This is a genomic window from Actinokineospora sp., assembly GCF_052390155.1.
Classification (GTDB): Bacteria; Actinomycetota; Actinomycetes; order Mycobacteriales; family Pseudonocardiaceae; genus Actinokineospora.
This window is the reverse complement of sequence record NZ_JBQTHF010000025.1, coordinates 13,157-31,290: the sequence shown is the minus strand read 5'-3', so window position 1 is coordinate 31,290 and position 18,134 is coordinate 13,157. Positions and strand designations below refer to the sequence as shown.

Sequence of the window (18,134 nt, the reverse complement as noted above, 5' to 3'; positions counted from 1 at the left end):
AACTGGTCACGACGGTGAACCGATCAGGAGCCGCGGGGGACCAGTTCGTGCGCGCCGTCGACTCGGCGGGTGTGTCCGTTGTCGTGCGCGCGAGCGCGGCGGACACGTCTGTCCGCGGCGCCATGGTCACGTTCCGCCACGATGGCGAACGTCGCGGCGCCCACCGCAGCCCTGGCCGCGCCCAGCACGTCCCGCAGGGCCGCCTCCGGGCAGGAGTCCACCCGTGCGCGTTCCGCCGCCGTCACGGCCGCGACAGCGGCTTCGACCAGGCACAGCACCGCCTCGTCCAGCGGATCCGACCGGCTGGCGGTGGCGCGCAGGAGGTCTAGCGCGGCAGTCAACGTGCGCAGGTGGTGTGTGCGTGTGTGTCCCATGGCTTCCCTGATCTGACCGGATACGCGGGATCGACTCAGTGTTCACCCCAAGATTCGCCAATTCACCCCAAGATCGGCAGTACGCGGGCCGCGGGTGGTGCCGCCGCTTGGCGGAGTGTCCCGGAAGGACCGTCTGACGGTGCGGAAGCACCGCTGGCCACCGTAGAGGTGGACGCCGACCGCGTCGAGTGGCGGATCGCGGCGGGGCGCCGTTTCACCCGTCCACCAACGTCCGAACCTGGAACCGTGCCGCGCAAACAGTCTTGCCCAATCGGGAGACACCCCCGAAAATACGGCCCTGGACCACGCGGGGGAGAGACGATGGATCGGCACTCGACGGCCGACGACGTACTGGCAGGCCATGATCTGGCCGGTCACTACGCGCTCGTGACGGGCGGAACGGCGGGCATCGGGGCGGCGACGGCGGCGGCGCTGGCCGCCGTGGGTGCGGACGTGCTCGTCACCGGGCGCGACCGCACCAAGGGCGAGGCCGCCGCGGCGCGCATGTCCGGCAAGGGCAAGGTTGCCTTCGCCGCGCTCGACCTTGAGGACCTCGACTCGATCGCCGCGCTGGCCGTGCCTCGGCCGGTGTCGGTGCTGATCCTCAACGCCGGTGTGCTGACCCCCGGGCTGACCCGCACGCGACTCGGCTTCGAGACGCACTTCGGGGTCAACCACCTCGGGCATTTCGCGCTGGCACGACGTGTTCGGCTCATCGACGCCCGGGTGATCGTGCTGTCCTCGCGCGCTCACCGCCGCGCGGACGTCGACCTCGACGACCCGAACTGGCGCCGCCGCCCGTACGACCACTGGCACGCGTACGGACAGTCCAAGACCGCCAACGCCCTGTTCGCGCTGGAGTTCGACCGCCGCACCGAGCACACGGCCACCGCGGTCTTGCCCGGCATGGTGTTCACCAGCATCGTCCGCGACTTCAGCCAGGCCCAACTGCGCGCCGAGGGGTGGATCGACGACAACGGAGACCCGCGCCGCGACGCGGGCTGGAAGACCGTGCGCCAAGCCGCCGCCAGCACCGTGTGGGCCGCGGTGACGCCGGGGTTGGGCGGGCGCGTGGTGGAGGACTGCGCGCCCACCGAACCCTGGCCGAGCGGCCACGACCTGCCCGCAGGCCATCACCTGGCCTACGCGTCCGACCCCGAGCGGGCCGAGGCGCTGTGGGAGTTGTCGGAACGGCTGGTGCGCTGATGGTCACCGCACTAGGTCCAGATCTTGCCGATTGACGCCTCGTGATCGATCTGGTCGAGCAGGGCTTCGTCGACGTCGGGCAGCGACCACACCAGGTGCCGCACACCGGTTTCCACCATGTGCTCGCGCTGGAAACTGTGTGGGTGCTCGTTGGGCATGCCGATGAACGCCACGCCCAGGTCTTTGGCGAACTCCGCGAAGCGGTTGACGTCGTCGATGAACAGCGTCTCGTCGTAGCCGAAGCCGTAGCGGCCGACGATCTCGCGGATGCCGGGCCGGAAGACGTTGGTGCTGATGTACTGGGGCGCGGCGAACCGGTCCCGCCACGGGCCGAGGTAGGTGTCGAAGTTGGCGCGGTCCATGCCGCCGTAGCAGATGAGCGTCGCGCCCTTGTCCCGCAGCAGATCGATCATCTCGCCCGCGCCCTTCGACAGCGTCATCGGGTTGTCGGCGAGGTACCGCTCGCGCTCGGCGAAGAACTCGGACACGGCTTGCTGCCACGTCCACGGCAGCCTCGCGGCCGACGCCATGATCGCGCCCGCCACCTCGCGGGGCTGCGACAACAGGAGCCGTTCGAGTTCGCCGGTGTACGCCACGCCGTGGCCGGTCAGGACCCGGTGGATGACCGGGCTGAATGTGTCGGGCAGTAGAACGCCGTCAAGATTGAGACAGACCAACTTCAGTTGCTGGAACCGCATCGGGGCCTCCGGGGAGTTCGGCACGCGCGTCCGTGCCGGACGGAATGAAGGTCGCCAGCCGCCACGGCGGCACCAGGCCGGGAAGCGCGATGGACCACATGTCGGTTATGCGCTCGTGCACGTCGGCACGGCTGGTCAGCACCTCGGACTGGATCTGGATGCCGAGGAAGGAGCCCGACACCCACGTCGCCACCGCGGTGAGGTCGAGTGCGAGGTGCAGGTCGCCGCGCTCGCGGGCGACCTCCAAGTGCTTGCGCGCCACTTCGATCCAGCGCAGGTACGGCTCGGGTCGCGGAGCGGCGAAGCTGCCGGTCTCCACGGTCAGCCGGACGCTGGCGCGGACCCGGACGTTGGTCAGCAGGGCGTCCGCGAGCTGGTGGGTGAGGTTGATGACCTGCTGCAGCCCGTGCGCCTCCGGCTCGGGTGGCACCGTGTCGACGGAGAACTGCTCGTCGACGAGCGCGTGCGCCAACTCCTCCTTGGAGGAGAAGTGGAAGTAGAACGCGCCCTTGGTGACGCCCGCCTCGGCCAGGATTCCAGAGAGCCGGGCGCCCTGGAAGCCGTGCTGGTCGATCACGGCGGCGGCGGCGTCGAGGATCTGGGTGCGGGTCCGCTCCGCCCGTTCTTGCTGTGCCACTGTGGTCGTCCCTTCCGCGAGCAGTGCGGTCGAGGTTGTCGAGGCGCCCGCAGGTAGATCCTGACAGGACGGTCCGAAAAAAGAAACCGATTAGTAGGTTTGTACTGTCCGGCTGTGACGACGGTCGCGTTGACGTGAGGCAGCTCAGGCCCGTGCACGGCGCACGATCGGGCGAACGCGAGCCTTGGCACGTTCGTTGGCGGCGCATTCTCCGCATCACGTTAGTCCATCTGGCGGGCTCCATTCGGGCACACGCGGGTCGCTGGTCGTCGATGAACAGGCTGGTCGGTTTTATCTTAGCGCGCTGTTCGGCGCGGCGGGCGACCTGCGTCTGGGCGCCGCAGGCCGAGCCCGATCGACCAGGACGCGCCGCGGGCCGTTGACGCCGTGCCCGGAAGACCTGATCCGCGTCATTCTCGGCAAGTTGGCCGTGAATCTGGAGATCCCGGCGCTGCTGCGCGCGTTAGCACAAGCTGGTGTGAATTCGCCGAACCTGCGGTCGAACGGAATATCAGACATCCTCGACCTGCGCTGGTGAACCACTCAAGGAGTGTCCGGCATTGGCAAGAAGACATATGGTTCCGTCAATGTGGACGCACCGGCGGTGTTTGCGTTTGGCCAGCTCAGTACCGTTTTTCCGGGCGAACTAGTGGATCGCTAGAGTGTGACTGGAGCCTGTTTGACGGTGGCGGGCGTTCCCTGTCACGCTAATGAGGCGGCAGGGGTCTGCCTAAAGCGTGTTGGCGCGGGACTGGTTGACGTCACTCATTCCTGATGCGCTGGACTCGTCGGCAAAAATTCCGGGGTCTCCCGGATGGAGAGAGATGACAAACGCGAACGACCGAACGACCGAAGAGCGGTTACGGCGTGCGATGGCCGCGATCCTGCAGTTGCAGAGGCGCAACGCGGAACTGGTGGAGAAGGCGGCCGAGCCGATCGCGATCGTGGCCATGGCGTGCAGGCTGCCCGGCGGGATCAGCACGCCCGAGCAGTACTGGGACCTGCTGGCCGATGGTGTGGACGCGATCGGTCCGTTCCCGTCCCGGTGGGACGATCTCGACCTGTACGACCCCGACCCGGATGCGCCGGGCAAGAGCTACGCCCGCGAAGGCGGGTTCCTGGCCGACCTCGACCTGTTCGACCCGGGCGCCTTCGGCATCTCGCCGCGCGAGGCGCTCTCGCTCGAACCGCAGCAGCGGCTGGCGCTGGAAACCGCCTGGGAGGCGTTCGAGCGGGCCGGAATCCGCCCCGACGAGCTCGGCGAGCGGCGAGCGGGCGTCTACCTCGGCGCGATGCGCTCGGACTACACGACCACCGTCACCGACTACGACGCGCTGGACGGATACCACGGAACCGGCATCCAGGGCAGCGTGATCTCCGGCCGGGTCGCCTACGCGCTCGGACTGCGCGGGCCCGCCCTCACCGTCGACACCGCGTGCTCGTCGTCGCTGGTCGCGCTGCACCTGGCCGCAACCGCGCTGCGCGGGCGCGAATGCGACCTCGCGCTCGCGGGCGGGGTGACGGTCATGGTCTCCCCTGCGATGTTCGTCGAGTCGAGCAGGCTGCGGGCACTGTCCGCGGACGGGCGCTGCCGCAGCTTCGCCGCCGAGGCAGGCGGCGCCGGTTTCGCCGAGGGCTGCGGGGTGCTGCTGCTCAAGCGGCTCGCCGACGCCACCGCGGACGGGGACCGGGTGCTGGCCGTGCTGCGCGGCTCCGCGATCAACCAGGACGGCCGCAGCCAGGGCCTCACCGCGCCCAACGGCCCCGCCCAGCAGCGGGTGATCCGCGACGCGCTGGCCGCGGCCTGCCTGTCGCCGCACGACATCGACGCCATCGAGGCGCACGGCACCGGGACCAGCCTCGGCGACCCGATCGAGGCGGGCGCGCTGATCGAGGTGTTCGGCCAGGACCGGTCGGGCGAGCGGCCACTGCTGCTCGGCTCGGCCAAGTCCAACATCGGGCACACCCAGGCGGCCGCCGGGGTCGTGGGCGTGATGAAGATGGTGCTGGCGCTGCGCAACGAACTCGTTCCCGCCACCCTGCACGCGCAGCGGCCCAGTCCGCACGTCGCGTGGGCGGACAGCGGGATCGAGCTGGCCGCCCAGCCCCGGCCGTGGCCGCGCGGAACCCGACCGCGCCGCGCGGGCGTGTCGTCGTTCGGGATCAGCGGCACCAACGCGCACGTGATCGTCGAAGAGGCCCCGACCGCCCAGGACATCCCCGCCAAGCCGGTCCCGGTGCCCGCCGACGCGTACCCGATCCTGGTGTCCGGGCACACCCCGTCGGCGGTGCGCGCCCAGGCCGAGCGCTGGTCCCGATGGCTTGCCGAGCACCCGGACGAGTCGCTGCCGGAGCTGGCCAGGACAGCCGCGCTGCGGCGCGCCCACCTGCCGGTGCGGGCCGCGGTTCGCGCGGGCGGGACCGACGACGCCTCGCGGGCGCTGTCGGCGCTGGCGGATGGACTTGCCGACCTGCAGCAGACCCGCGAGCGCGGGAAGGTCGTCTTTGTCTTCCCCGGCCAGGGCAGCCAGTGGCGGGAGATGGGCCGGGCGCTGCTGGCCGAGTCGCCGGTGTTCCTGGCGGCGGTCGAGCAGTGCGACGCCGCGCTGCGACCGTGGACCGGCTGGTCGGTTCGGCGGCTGCTGGCCGAGCCCGAGAGCGCCGACCTGCCGCCGTTCGACCGGATCGACGTGCTGCAGCCCGCGCTGTTCACCGTGATGATCGGATTGGCCGCGGTGTGGCGGTCGCTGGGCGTCGCGCCGGACGCGGTGGTCGGCAACAGCCAGGGTGAGGTGCCCGCCGCGGTCGTCGCGGGCGCGCTGCCGCTGGCCGACGGCGCGCGGCTGGCCGCCCTGCGCAGCCAGGCCCAGTACCGCCAATGCGCGGGCAAGGGCGCGATGGCGCAGGTCGAGCTCTCCCTCGACGAGGTCGAGGCGCTGGCCTCGCCCTACGGCGATGCGCTGTCGATCGCCGTGGTGAACACGCCGACATCTGTGGTCGTGTCCGGCGACATCGACGCGGTGGAGCGTCTCCACGCCGAGTTGGCCGACCGCGACGTCTACGTCCGGCGGGTCGCGGTCGATGTCGCCGGGCACAGCGCGCACATCGATCCCGTGCTGCCGGGGCTGGCCGCCGACTTCGCCGGGCTCGTTCCCGCCGCGGGAACGGTGCCCTTCTACTCCACGGTGACCGGGGCGGTTGTCCCCGGAGACCGGCTCGACGCGGACTACTGGTGCCGGAACATGCGCCAGACCGTGCGGGTCGACCAGGCTATGAGCGCGCTGACCGGCGCGGGCCACGGCGTGTTCGTCGAGATCAGCCCGCACCCGGTGATGAGTGTGGCGCTGGCCGCCGCCGCGGCGGACACCCACGGGGTGGTCACCGGCACGCTGCGCCGCGACCAAGGCGGCATGGCACAGGTCCTCGACGCGCTGGCCGCACTGCACTGCGCGGGCCACCCGGTGGACTGGGCGCGGGTTCTCGGCCATGCGACCACCACCCTCGCCCTGCCCACCTATGCGTTCCAGCGCGAGCGGTACTGGATCGACGCCCGCGCGACCGTGGTCGCCGGTTCCGATGCGGAAACCAGGCCCACATCGTCCACACCGGACACCTGGGCCGCCAGGCTGGCCGCCGTCGGCGACGGCGAGCGCCTCGACTGGGTCACCGAGGTCGTCCGGCGCGAGGCCGCGGTGGTGCTGGGCGCGTCCGAGCCGTCCGCCGCCGACCGGCGCTTCGCCGACGACGGGCTCGACTCGCTGATGGCGCTGCGGCTGCGCAACCGACTGACCGAGTTGACCGGCAGGGAGCTGCCCGCCAACATCGCCTTCCGCCTGCCCACCGCGGGGGACCTGGGCGGGTACCTGCTCGGCGAGCTGCTCAGCGAACTACCCGAGCACTCCGCGTGGCCGCCACTGGAGCGGGCGGCGCGGCGGTCGGTGCGTCCCGCGACCGATGGCCAGCGCAGGCTGTGGTTCCTGGAGCAGGTGCGACCGGGCACCGCCCAGTACAACGCCGTCGTCACCGCGCGGGTGGCTCGGCGGCTGGACCCGGACGTGCTCGCCAGGGCGCTGGAATGGATCACCCTGCGGCACGAGGCGCTGCGCACCGGCCTGGAGCACCGCGACGGTCGGCTCGTGCAGGCCGTCCGCGTCGAGGCCACTGTGGACCTGCGGCACGAGCACCTCGCCGAGGCGGGTGAGCTGGCGGGCCGGGTTCGCGCCGAGGAACTGCTGCCCTTCGACCTGAGTGGACTGTCCCTGCTGCGCTGCCGCGTGTTCGATGTGGCTGGTGCCGATCAGCTCGTGTGTTTCGCCGCGCACCACAGCGTCATCGACGGTTGGTCGCTGACGCTGTTCCTGCGCGAACTGCATGCCGCCTATCACTGCTTCGCTTCGGGCGGCACGCCTGAACTGCCCGAGGTCACCCACCACATCGGCGACTACGCGGACTGGGAGCGGCGCTGCGCGGAGGAGGGCCGCTTCGACGACGCGCTGGGCTACTTCGCCGCCGAGTTGGAGAGCGTGCCCCGGCTGGAGTTCCCGGCCCGCGGCGACAGCCCCGCCCGCGGCGACGCGGTGTACTTCGCCTTGGACGCCGAGCTGCGCGACGGACTGGCCGAGTTCGCCGCCCGCGAGTCGGTCACCCCGTACACGGTGCTGGTCAGCGCCTTCGCCGTGCTGCTCGCCCGGTACACCGGTCGCGACGACTTCGCCATCGGCACCATCTGGGCCAATCGCGACCTGGCGGGCATGGCGGGCTCCATGGGGTTCCTGGCCAACACCCTGCCGCTGCGCTGCGACCTGACCGGCGACCCCGCGTTCGGCGAGGTGCTGACCCGGATGACGCCGCGGGTGCTGGGTGTGATGCAGCGGCAGAACGTGCCGCTGTCGGAGATCGTGCGGGCCGCGGGCGGGGAACGCGCGGGCGGGGAGAATCCGCTGTTCCGCGCCGCGTTCAACTACGTCAGCGCCGAACTGCCCACCGTGGGGGACGGCGCGGACGCCTGGCGGCTGCCCGCGACCGGGAGCACGGCGGGCAACGTGCGCGGAGCGGCGAAGTTCGAACTGGGTCTCACGCTCGCGCCCACCGCCGAGGGCTATCGCGGCGAGTTGGAGTTCCTGCCGTCCGCGCTGGACGTCGAGTCGGCCGAGCGGATGGTGGCCAACCTGGAAGCGCTGCTGCGGGCCGCCGTGCGCACGCCCGAGCGCCCGATCAGCGAACTGGACGCGCTCAGCCCGGCCGAACTGGCCTGGCTGCGCGACCGGGGCGGCCAGGTCGGCGCACCGGGCCAGGCAACCGCGCTCGACCTCGTGCTGACACAGGCCGACCGCACTCCCGACGCCGTGGCCCTGGTCGAGGACGGACGCGAACTCACCTACCGGCAGACCGTGGCGCGTGCGGCCGCGCTCGCCCGGCGGCTGCGCGAGCACGGGGTCGGACCGGAGTCGCTGGTCGGCATCCACCTGCCGCGCTCGGCCGACCTGGCGGTGTCCGTGCTGGCGACCTGGCTGGCGGGCGGCGCGTACGTGCCGCTCGACCCGGACTACCCGGCCGCGCGGCTGGACCACGTCCAGACCGACAGCGGTCTCGGTGTCGTCATCTCGACCGCGGCCATCGCCGACGCGGTGGTCCGCGACGGCCGGACCGTCGTGCTGGTGGAGGACACCGGCGAATCCACAGTGGACTCACGGCGGCCCGCTCTGCCGGACCTCGCTTACGTGATCTACACCTCCGGCTCCACCGGCAAGCCCAAGGGGGTGATGATCGAGCACGCCCAGTTCGCCAACTTCTGCCACGCGATGGACGAGCGCGTCGGCGGCGGACCGGGCTACACCTGGCTGGCCGTCACCAGCCTCTCGTTCGACATCTCCACGCTGGAGCTGCTGTGGACACTCACCCGGGGCTACCGGGTGGTCGTCGCCCAGGGTGGCGTCGGCCAGTGGCCCGCCCATCTCGCCGAGCGTCCGACGCACCTGCAGTGCACGCCCTCGCTGGCCCGGATGCTGCTCGCCGACTCGGCGGGCCGGTCCCTGGTGCGGGGGCTGGAGCGGCTGCTCGTCGGCGGCGAGGCGCTCGACCCGGGGCTGGCCCGCAAGCTCACCCGGGTGTGCGGCGGCGAGGTCGTCAACATGTACGGGCCCACCGAGACCACGGTGTGGTCGTCCACCTGGACCGTCGAGCCCGGCGACCAGGTCAGCCTGGGCGAGCCGATCCTCAACACCACGCTGTCGGTGCGCGACCGGACCGGGGCGCGCGTGCCGCGCGGCGGCCACGGCGAACTGTGCATCGGCGGAACCGGCGTCGCTCGCGGCTACCTCAACCGGCCGGAACTCACCGGGGAGCGGTTCGTCGCCGACCCTGAGGGCGGCCGGATGTATCGCACGGGCGACCTCGTCAGCTACCGCGCCGACGGCTCCCTGGAATTCCGCGGCCGCATCGACTCGCAGGTCAAGCTGCGCGGGCACCGCGTCGAACTCGGTGAGATCGAGGCCGTGGCCCGCGCGCACCCGGCGGTCGCCGAGTGCGCGGCGGTCGTGCGCCGCGATGTCGCGCACGACCCCCAACTGTGTCTGTACTGGGTGGCCGCGCGCGAGGTCTCCGACGACGAGCTCAGTGCCCACATCGCCGTGCGGACGCCGTCCTACATGGTGCCGTCGCGGCTGGTGCGGATGGACGAACTGCCCCACACCCCGAACAAGAAGGTCGACCGCGACGCGCTGCTGCGCCTGGCACCGTCGTCGGCGGTCCCCGCACCGGCCGCGGCGGGCGCCGACTCGGTCGACGCGCTGGTCGCACGGGCGTGGGCGGACGCGCTCAACCAGTCCGAAGTGGACCTCGACCGCGGCTTCTTCGAGCTGGGTGCCACCTCGATGACCGCGCTGGCGGCGCACCGGGCGATCTGCGCGGGCCTGGGCCGGGAGTTCCCGCTGTCGACGGTGTTCACCCACCCCACGGTGCGCAGGCTCGCTGGGTTCCTGCGCGGGGCCGCCGGGCCGCCCGCGCGACCGGTGCGTGCCGGGCGGCGGGCCGAGGACACCGACACGGTCGCCGTCGTCGGGATGGCCTGCAAGCTGCCCGGCGCCCCTGACCTGGCGGTGTTCTGGGCCAACCTGACCGCCGGGGTGGACTCCATCAGCCGGTTCACCGAGGCCGAACTGCTGGCAGAGGGTGTCGACCCCGCGCTGCTCGCCGATCCGCGGTACGTGCCCGCCAAGGGGCACGTGGACGGCGCCGACCACTTCGACGCCGGGTTCTTCGGCTACTCCGCGGCCGAGGCCGAGATCATGGACCCGCAGCACCGGCTGTTCCTGGAATGCGCGTGGGAGGCGTTCGAGGACGCGGGCGTCGTCCCCGGGGACTTCGCGGGCGACGTGGCGGTCTTCGCGGGGGCGGGTTACGGCGGCTACCTCGCCGACGACACGGGCGACCTCGCCTCGCTCTACCAGACGATGCTGGCCAACAAGGCCGACTACCTGGCCACCCGCCTCGCGCACCGGCTCGACCTGCGCGGGCCCGCGCTGACGGTGCAGACCGCGTGCTCAACCGGTCTGGTCGCCACGCACCTGGCCTGCGCGTCGCTGTTGCGCGGCGAGGCCGACCTCGCCATCGCGGGGGCCTCGTCGCTGACCTTCCCGCTCAAGCACGGATACCTGCACCAGGACGGGTTGGTCGTCTCCCGGGACGGCGCGTGCCGCGCCTTCGACGAGGGCGGCGACGGCACGGTGTTCGGCAACGGCACCGGCGTCGTGGTCCTCCGCAGGCTCTCCGACGCACTCGCCGCGGGCGACCGGATCTACGCGTTGATCAGGGGTACCGCGATCAACAACGACGGCGCGGCCAAGGTCGGCTTCGCCGCGCCCAGCGTCGAGGGCCAGGCCAGGGTCATCGCGGCGGCGCAGGCGGTAGCCGGGGTGGATCCGGCGGACATCGGCTACGTCGAGGCGCACGGCACCGGCACCGCGCTGGGTGACCCGATCGAGATCCAGGCGCTGCAACGGGTGTTCGGCGCGGCCGACCGCGACGAGCCGTGTGTGATCGGCGCGGTCAAGACCAACATCGGCCACACCGACGCGACCGCGGGTGTCGCCGGGCTGATCAAGGCCGCGCTGTCGGTGTACCACGGGCGGTTCGTGCCCAGCCTGCACTTCGCCCGGGCCAACCCCGAGCTCGGCCTCGACCCGGAGCTGTTCGAGATCGGCACCGAGTCGCGGCCGTGGGATGCGGGCGACCGGCCGCGCCGGGCCGGAGTCTCCTCGTTCGGCATGGGCGGTACCAACGCGCACGCCGTGCTGGAGCAGGCGCCGCCCTCGCCCACCGAAGGCGGACCGCCCGCGCTGCCGTACCCCCTGGTGTTGTCCGGTCGCTCGGAGTCGGCGCTGCGCGCGCTGGCCGGGCGGTGGGCGGACTGGCTGGCCGAGCACCCGGACGTGCGCGCCGCCGACGTGGCGCGCACGGCTGCCGTGCACCGGGCCCACTTCGACGTGCGGGCCTGCGTCGCGGGCGACGCGATCGCCGCGCTGCGGGCGCTGGCCGATGGCCTGCCCGCACCCGGGGTGACCGAGGGCGGCCCGGTCCCGGGCGGACTCGCGGTGCTGTTCCCCGGGCAGGGCAGCCAGCGAGTCCACATGGGACAGTCGCTGTACGCGGCGTTCCCGGTGTATCGACGGTCGTTCGACGCTGTCACCGCCGAACTGGACCGGCATTCGCGCCGCCCGGTCGGCGAGATCCTGGCCACGGGGTCCGACCTCGTGCACGACACCGAGTTCGCCCAGCCCGCGCTGTTTGCCGTCGAGGTCGCGCTGTTCCGGCTCTGGGAGTCCTGGGGAGTGCGGCCCGCCGCGGTGGCCGGACACTCTGTCGGCGAGTTGGCCGCGGCCCACGTCGCGGGAATGCTCTCCGCCGAGGACGCCGCCCGGCTGGTGTGCGCCCGCGGCAGGCTGATGGCGGCCTGCCCACGCGAGGGCGCCATGGTCTCGGTGGAGGCGGGCGAGGACGAGGTCCGACCGCTGGTGGCCGCGGCGAGCGGGCGGGTCGACATCGCCGCGCTCAACGCACCGAGGCAGACCGTGCTCTCCGGGGACGCGGACGCGGTGGCTTCGATCGCCGCCACGCTGGCCGGACAAGGCCGCCGGACCCGGGAGCTGACCGTTTCGCACGCCTTCCACAGCGCCCACATGGACGCCATGCTGGCCGAGTTCGCCGAGGTGGCCGCGCGATGCGAGTTCGCGGCGCCCGCTGTGCCGGTGGTCAGCACCGCGACCGGGGTATGGACGGGTCCAGATGTCGCGCCGGGACAGGGGATGCGATCGGCGGACTACTGGGTCGAGCAGGCCAGGCGAGCCGTGCGCTTCGCCGACGCGGTGTCTACTTTGGACAATGCGGGCATCGGTCGCTACCTTGAATGTGGACCGGGCGGGGTGCTCACCGGCATGGTCGCCGCGTGCACGGGCCCGGACCGGGTCGCGGTCGCCGGGCTCACCGGAGACGCCGAGACCGCCGCTGTGCTCGCCGCGGCGGGCGCCCTTCATGTCGCCGGGGAACCGGTCGACTGGGCGGCCGTGTTCGACGGCGGCTCGGGTCGTGCCGACCTGCCCACCTATGCCTTCCAGCGGCAGCGGTACTGGGTGGACCGCGAGCGCGGCACGGTCCCGGAAACCAGGGCACCGGAGACCGTGACCGGCCGGGCCGACGTCCTCGCCGCCGTACGCGCCGAGATCGCCGCCGCGCTCGGCATCGACCTGGCGGAGCTGCCGGAAGACCAGCCGCTGCAACAGCTCGGGCTGGACTCGCTCGCCGCGGCCGGGCTCGGTCGCAGGCTCGCCCGGCGCACCGGTCACACGGTGCCCGCGCACCTGCTGCGGGACGCGGGCTGCGCCACCATCGGCAGACACATCCTCGGCGAGCTGACCGGCAGTGTCCAGGATGGACAGAGCTCGTGGCTGCGCGTGCTGCGGCCCGCGCGGGCGCCCGCCGCCCGGATCGTCGGTTTCGCGGGCAACGGCGGCACCACGGACACCCACGTCCCGCTCATCAGGCACCTGCCAGGGGACATCGAACTCCTCGGCGTGCAGATGCCCGGCCGGGAAAGCCGCGCCGACGAGCCGCCCGCGACCGACATGGCCGCCGTCGCCGACGGCATCGCCGCCGCGCTCGCGGGCAGGCTGGACCGCCCGATCGTGCTCTACGGGCACAGCCAGGGCAGTTGGATGGCCTGGGAGGTCGCCCACCGGCTCACCGCCGCGCCGGACTGCCCGCCGGTCACCCTCGTCACCGCGTGCGCGCTGCCGCCATTCACCGAGGCGCCGCCCCGGCTGCGTCGCTTCGCCGAGCGGGCGGCCGACCTCGACGCCGTCGGGCTCGACGAGCTGGCCGATGCGTTCGCCGGGGTGCTGCCCGACGCCGTGCTCGGCGACCGCGTCCTGCTCGCGGCCTACGCCGGGCACCTGCGGGCCGACGCCGAGCTGGCCGCAACGCACCAGGCGGCGCTCGCGGCCGACCACCGCGAATCGCTGAACATCCCGGTCATCGCAGTCGCGGCGAGCGACGACCCGATGGTCGGGGAGGACACCGTCGCGGGTTGGCGCAAGCTCACCGACGGCGAGTTCACCCTCCGGCACATCGAGGGAACCCACGCCGCGCCCATAGAGAACCCGGCGGCGATGGCGGCCGAGCTGCTCGGCGCTGTCACTGCCCCATTGTCAAAGGAGTAGGACCAATGTCGGAGATCGTGCGGCCGGACGGTGCGCGGATCCACTACGAGACCCACGGCACGGGGTTCCCCGTGCTGTTGCTGGCCCCCGGCGGGGTGAGCAGCCAGATCGAGTCGTGGGATGCCACCGCTTTCGACCCAGTGCGCGAGCTTGCCGAGCACTTCCAGGTCATCGCCATGGATCAGCGGCACGCCGGGCGCAGCGCAGCGCCCGCGCTGCCGTTTCGCTACGAGCAGACCGTCGGCGACCAGCTCGCCGTGCTCGACGCGGTCGGCGCGGACCGGGCGCACGTGTTCGCCGCCGGAAGCGGCTGCGCGCACGCGCTGCGGCTGGTCCACGACGCCCCCGAGCGGGTGGCGGCGGTGGTGTGCCAGGAGCCGGCGGGCCGCGACGCGACCAACACCATCGGCGACTTCTTCGAGCCGTTCGACGAGGCCATGCGCCTGCCGAGGGCGGACAACTTCGACAACCCCGACGGTGAGGGCATGGACGCCGTGGTTGCCGCCGCCGAACGCGACGGCCGCTTCGCCGCCAACCCCGGCGCCGGGCCGTTCGCCCAGCGCCTGCACGACGAGCCCGCCTTCCGCACCGAGATCCGCGCGCTGCGCCGGGAGAAGTACATCTCGCTGCTGATCCGCTTCCGCGACGGCATCTGGCCCGCGGGCCCGGCCTGCTTCGCCGTGCCGGACGAGTGGCTGCCCGCCTTCCCGGCACCGCTGCTGGTCGTCCCCGGCCGCACCCGCACCGAACCGGAGACCCTCGGCAAGCGCCTGGCCGCCGAGGTCCCAGGAGCAACCCTGTGCGAGACCCCTGACCCCTCGGCGGCCGCCGACTTCCTGCGCGCGCACACGCCAAGCTGAGACGCCCGGAGAGCACACCATGCCGACGCTCGACCAGATCGACATCACCAGCGAGACCATCTACGACGACCAGGGCTACCCGTGGGCGGCGTGGGACCAGTTACGCCAGGAAGCGCCCGCGTACTGGTACCAGCGGCCCAACTACGAGCCGTTCTGGGCGTTGACCAAGCACGCCGACATCGAGTTCGTCTCCCGCAACACCCAGTTGTTCTCCTGCGCGCAGCGCACGGCCATCGAGACGCCGGAGGAGATCGAGCCGTGGGAGACCGAGCGCGAGCGCCGGGCGCAGGCCAACGGACACCGCCCGGACTACCCGGCCGCCCTCGGCTACATGGACGCACCCCTGCACCGCGACATCCGCGGCGCGATGTACTCGCTGTTCACCCCGGGAGCCACCGCCAAGCGGGAAGCGGACTACTACGAGCTGGCGCGCGAGCACGTGGCGGACTTCACCGCGCGGTTGGACGCCGAAGGCACCGCGGACATCGCCCACGACCTGTCAGCCAGGCTCCCGCTGGCCGCCCTGTTCGAGCTGCTCGGCGCGCCGCGCGCGGACTGGGACCGGCTGTTCGACCTGCACAAGGACACCGTTTCCGCCTTCCACAAGGACTTCCAGGAGGACGGCGAGGACGCCCAGCGGAAGTTCTTCGCCGCGATGATGGAGCTGGACGGCTACATGTCCACGCTGGTTCGCGAGCGGATGGCCAACGCGGGCAACGGCGGAGACGACGTGCTCAGCAAGCTGGTCAACGCCCGGGTGGGCAGGGATCCACTGCGGTTTCACGACATCTCCTACCAGCTCTTCAACCTCGTGCAGGCGGGCAACAGCACCGTCCGCAACGTCGTCGCGGGCGGTGTCGACGCCCTGCTGCGCAACCCCGATCAACTGCGGCGGCTCATCGACGATCCGAGCCTGCTCGACAGCGCCATCGACGAGATGCTGCGGTGGACGTCGACGGGCATCGCGTTCCTGCGCACCGCCCGGCAGGACGTCGAGATCCGCGGCAGCCGCATCCGCAAGGGCGACACGGTCGCGCTGTTCTTCCCCTCCGCCAACCGCGACGAGGACGTCTTCACCGATCCCTACCGGTTCGACATCGCGCGCACGCCCAACCGCCACCTGGCCTTCGGCGCCAACGGTGAGCACCGCTGCGTCGGGGCGAACATGGCCAAGGTCGAGCTGCGGGCGATGTTCCGCGCGCTGCTGCCGGTGCTGCCCACCCTGGAGATCGCGGGCGATCCCAAGCTGATCACGCTGCACCTGATCGTCTCCGAGTACGTCCGGGTTCCGGTGCGGAGAAAGTCATGAGCGAGCTTGCGAGGGGATGTCATGAGTGAACTGGAGATCGTCACCGCGCCGGTGCCCGACACGGTGGCGGGCCTCGCCGCCTGCGACGAGTCCGACCTGGAAGCGCTGATCCCGTGGACGGGTCCGATGATCGACCCGGCGACCCACCTGCCGCTCGGGCCGCTGCCTCGGCCGCACGTGGTCGCCACCTCCGGCGGCTGGCCGAAGCCGGGTGCCGAAGAGATAGCCGGGGAGATCAACGAGGTGCTCATCGAGTACCTGTGGCAGCGCAAGGGTCTGCTGGGCGCGACCTTCGCCTGGTCGCGCAAGTGCTGGAACAGCTCGCGGGCACTGTCCGTCTGGGCGGACGAGGACGCGCTGGAGACGTTCCTGACCTCGAAGCCGCACATGAACGCGGTGCGCAGGACCAACGACCTCGCCTACGCCTGGGAGGGCATCCGGTGGACCAGCCAGTCCCGGGACCTGCCCACCTTCGACGAGGTCCGCGCCCGGCTGGCCGACCAGCGCGCCGCGGGCAAGGCACGACCGGTGAACAGGGAGAAGAGGGCATGACCTTATCCATCGACGCGGGCCCGGACGGGGCCCTCACCGAGCACCTGCTGCAGGAGTTCGAGCTCGGCTACGAGATGGTCTGCGAGCTGGCCGACGGGTTCGACGAGGACACCGCGCGCACCGCCCCGCCGGGACACCAACCGCTGCTGTGGTTCTTCGGGCACCTGGCCTGCGCCAAGGACTACGTCTCGTTTCTGTACCAGGGAGCCGGGCTGAACCTCCCGCTGCCGTTCTTCGACCTGTGGGCCGAGGACGGCGGCAAGGTCGACTACGCGACCGCGCCGTCGGTGGCCGAGATGTTCGGCATCTACCGGGAGACCCACGAGCGCCTGCGGGAGCTGGTGTGCGGCATGACCGTCGCGGACTTGCACCGGCCGCCCGGCGAGCCGGTCGGCGAGCAGTTCGACGACTACTGGCGCACCCGCCTCGGCAAGGCGGGCTCTGCCCTGTCGCTGACCAAGATGCACGACACTTTCCACGGCGGCCAACTCGCCGCGCTGCGCGGGGCGCTGGGCATGACCGTGCCGTTCTGACCCGCCCGCGCGACACGCCGCGATCCCGTCCACCCCAGACCTGAGGCAGGAGCCATGTCACTGCACATCGCGTTCTTCAACTTCCCGGCGTACGGCCACGTCAACCCGACGCTGGGGGTGATCGAGGAGCTGACCCGCCGCGGGCACCGGGTCACCGCCACCGCGACAGACCACTTGGCCCCGTCGCTGGCGGCGGCGGGCGCCGAGCCGGTGCGCTACAACTCGATCTTCGGCGACTACTACACCAGTCCGTACACGGCCGAGGCCAACGCGGGCGAGGGCATGCGGTGCCTGCAGGAGGCGCTGGCGCTGACCGAGCAGGTCGAGGGCTTCTACCGGCAGCACCGGCCGGACGTGATCCTGCACGACTTCATGGCCTGGGGTGGCCGGTTCGTCGCTGCCCGCAACGGGATTCCCGGAGTTCGGATGTTCCCGACCTACGGGATCAACGAGCACTTCAACATCCAGGAGCGGTTCCCGATGGCGGAGCTGACCGACCCGCGGATCATGGAGATGATCGGCAAGCTGGTCGAGGTGCTGCCGGAGATGGGCCTGCCGGGCATCACCCCGCCGGAGTTCTTCTTCCAGATCGCCGAGCTCGGCATCATCTACGTGCCGCGCCGCTTCCACTACGACGGCGACACCTTCGATGACCGGTTCGTCTTCGCGGGCCCGTGCCTCGGCGACCGGTCGAAGTTCCAGGGCACCTGGGCGCCGTCGGGCAGCGGGCGGCCGGTCCTGCTGATCTCGCTGGGCACCGCGGCCACCGGGTGGCCGGAGTTCTTCACCCTGTGCCTGCAGGCGTTCGGGAACACCGACTGGGACGTCGTGATGGCCGTCGGCGACCACGTCGACCCGGCCGAGTTGGGCGAGCTGCCCGCCAACTTCCAGGTGAGCAGGCATGTTCCGCAGCTCGACGTGCTCGGCCACGCGAGCCTGTTCGTCACCCACGGCGGCATGAACTCGACCATGGAGGCGCTGTACAACGGCGTCCCGATGGTCGCGATCCCGCAGATGAACGAGCAGCGCGCCAACGGCCTGCGGGTCGAGGAGCTGGGTCTGGGCACGCACCTGCCGCGCGAGCGGGTCACTGCCCAGAGCCTGGCCGCCGCGGCGGCCTCGGTCGCGGCGGACACCGCGGTCGCGGCGCGGGTGCGTGAGCTGCGGGATGACATGCGCGCGGTCAGCGGCCCCGTGGTCGCCGCCGACGCGATCGAGAAGTTCGTCAGCACCACATAGCGAAACTGGTTGGG

At 71.8% G+C, this 18,134-nt stretch carries 10 protein-coding genes and 1 pseudogene; 8 read left to right on the top strand and 3 right to left on the bottom strand.

The window, feature by feature from the left end; all coding sequences use genetic code 11:
* Window positions 1-23 precede the first annotated feature (23 nt).
* Complete coding sequence (locus ACT4N7_RS09405) at window positions 24-374, bottom strand: hypothetical protein (protein ID WP_444828238.1); 351 nt, start codon at window positions 372-374, stop codon at window positions 24-26.
* Between the two features lie 321 nt (window positions 375-695).
* Between ACT4N7_RS09405 and ACT4N7_RS09400 the strand changes: the two genes are divergently transcribed.
* Window positions 696-1,580: an SDR family NAD(P)-dependent oxidoreductase gene (locus tag ACT4N7_RS09400; protein ID WP_444828237.1), complete on the top strand. Its 885-nt coding sequence runs from the start codon at window positions 696-698 to the stop codon at window positions 1,578-1,580.
* Window positions 1,581-1,591: 11 nt separating this feature from the next.
* On the opposite strand, the gene ACT4N7_RS09395 is transcribed toward ACT4N7_RS09400, so the two are convergent.
* Together ACT4N7_RS09395 and ACT4N7_RS09390 are read right to left on the bottom strand one after the other, a co-directional pair.
* The gene (locus ACT4N7_RS09395; protein WP_444828236.1) at window positions 1,592-2,278 is read right to left on the bottom strand and encodes a hypothetical protein; all 687 of its coding nucleotides are present in this window, start codon (window positions 2,276-2,278) and stop codon (window positions 1,592-1,594) included.
* Entirely contained in the window at window positions 2,238-2,915 is a 678-nt protein-coding gene (locus ACT4N7_RS09390; protein WP_444828235.1) for a ScbR family autoregulator-binding transcription factor, read from the bottom strand. Before ACT4N7_RS09390 ends, ACT4N7_RS09395 begins: the two co-directional genes overlap by 41 nt.
* A gap of 196 nt (window positions 2,916-3,111) precedes the next feature.
* Between ACT4N7_RS09390 and ACT4N7_RS09385 the strand changes: the two genes are divergently transcribed.
* The 7 genes and pseudogenes from ACT4N7_RS09385 (at window position 3,112) to ACT4N7_RS09355 (ending at window position 18,120) form a co-directional block, all read left to right on the top strand.
* Complete coding sequence (locus ACT4N7_RS09385; protein ID WP_444828234.1) at window positions 3,112-3,453, top strand: hypothetical protein; 342 nt, start codon at window positions 3,112-3,114, stop codon at window positions 3,451-3,453.
* A gap of 391 nt (window positions 3,454-3,844) precedes the next feature.
* Window positions 3,845-13,627, top strand: a pseudogene (locus ACT4N7_RS09380) (amino acid adenylation domain-containing protein); the annotation flags it as partial.
* Between the two features lie 5 nt (window positions 13,628-13,632).
* The gene (locus ACT4N7_RS09375; RefSeq protein ID WP_444828233.1) at window positions 13,633-14,487 is read left to right on the top strand and encodes an alpha/beta fold hydrolase; all 855 of its coding nucleotides are present in this window, start codon (window positions 13,633-13,635) and stop codon (window positions 14,485-14,487) included.
* A 19-nt stretch (window positions 14,488-14,506) separates the two neighbouring features.
* Window positions 14,507-15,796 (top strand): cytochrome P450, encoded by a 1,290-nt coding sequence (locus ACT4N7_RS09370; RefSeq protein ID WP_444828232.1) that lies wholly within the window; start codon window positions 14,507-14,509, stop codon window positions 15,794-15,796.
* 21 nt (window positions 15,797-15,817) lie between these two features.
* Window positions 15,818-16,348 carry a hypothetical protein gene (locus ACT4N7_RS09365; RefSeq protein WP_444828231.1) on the top strand — a complete coding sequence of 177 codons (531 nt, stop codon included), beginning with the start codon at window positions 15,818-15,820 and terminating at the stop codon, window positions 16,346-16,348.
* On the top strand, window positions 16,345-16,881 hold the full coding sequence (locus ACT4N7_RS09360) for a DinB family protein (protein ID WP_444828230.1): 537 nt from the start codon (window positions 16,345-16,347) through the stop codon (window positions 16,879-16,881). Before ACT4N7_RS09365 ends, ACT4N7_RS09360 begins: the two co-directional genes overlap by 4 nt.
* A 54-nt stretch (window positions 16,882-16,935) precedes the next feature.
* Entirely contained in the window at window positions 16,936-18,120 is a 1,185-nt protein-coding gene (locus tag ACT4N7_RS09355; RefSeq protein ID WP_444828229.1) for a macrolide family glycosyltransferase, read from the top strand.
* The last annotated feature ends 14 nt before the right edge of the window (window positions 18,121-18,134 follow it).

Coding starts and splice junctions, on each gene's coding strand:
- ACT4N7_RS09405 (WP_444828238.1), bottom strand. CDS start 374: ATGGGACACACACGCACACACCACCTGCGCACGTTGACTGCCGCGCTA.
- ACT4N7_RS09400 (WP_444828237.1), top strand. CDS start 696: ATGGATCGGCACTCGACGGCCGACGACGTACTGGCAGGCCATGATCTG.
- ACT4N7_RS09395 (WP_444828236.1), bottom strand. CDS start 2,278: ATGCGGTTCCAGCAACTGAAGTTGGTCTGTCTCAATCTTGACGGCGTT.
- ACT4N7_RS09375 (WP_444828233.1), top strand. CDS start 13,633: ATGTCGGAGATCGTGCGGCCGGACGGTGCGCGGATCCACTACGAGACC.
- ACT4N7_RS09370 (WP_444828232.1), top strand. CDS start 14,507: ATGCCGACGCTCGACCAGATCGACATCACCAGCGAGACCATCTACGAC.
- ACT4N7_RS09365 (WP_444828231.1), top strand. CDS start 15,818: ATGAGTGAACTGGAGATCGTCACCGCGCCGGTGCCCGACACGGTGGCG.
- ACT4N7_RS09360 (WP_444828230.1), top strand. CDS start 16,345: ATGACCTTATCCATCGACGCGGGCCCGGACGGGGCCCTCACCGAGCAC.
- ACT4N7_RS09355 (WP_444828229.1), top strand. CDS start 16,936: ATGTCACTGCACATCGCGTTCTTCAACTTCCCGGCGTACGGCCACGTC.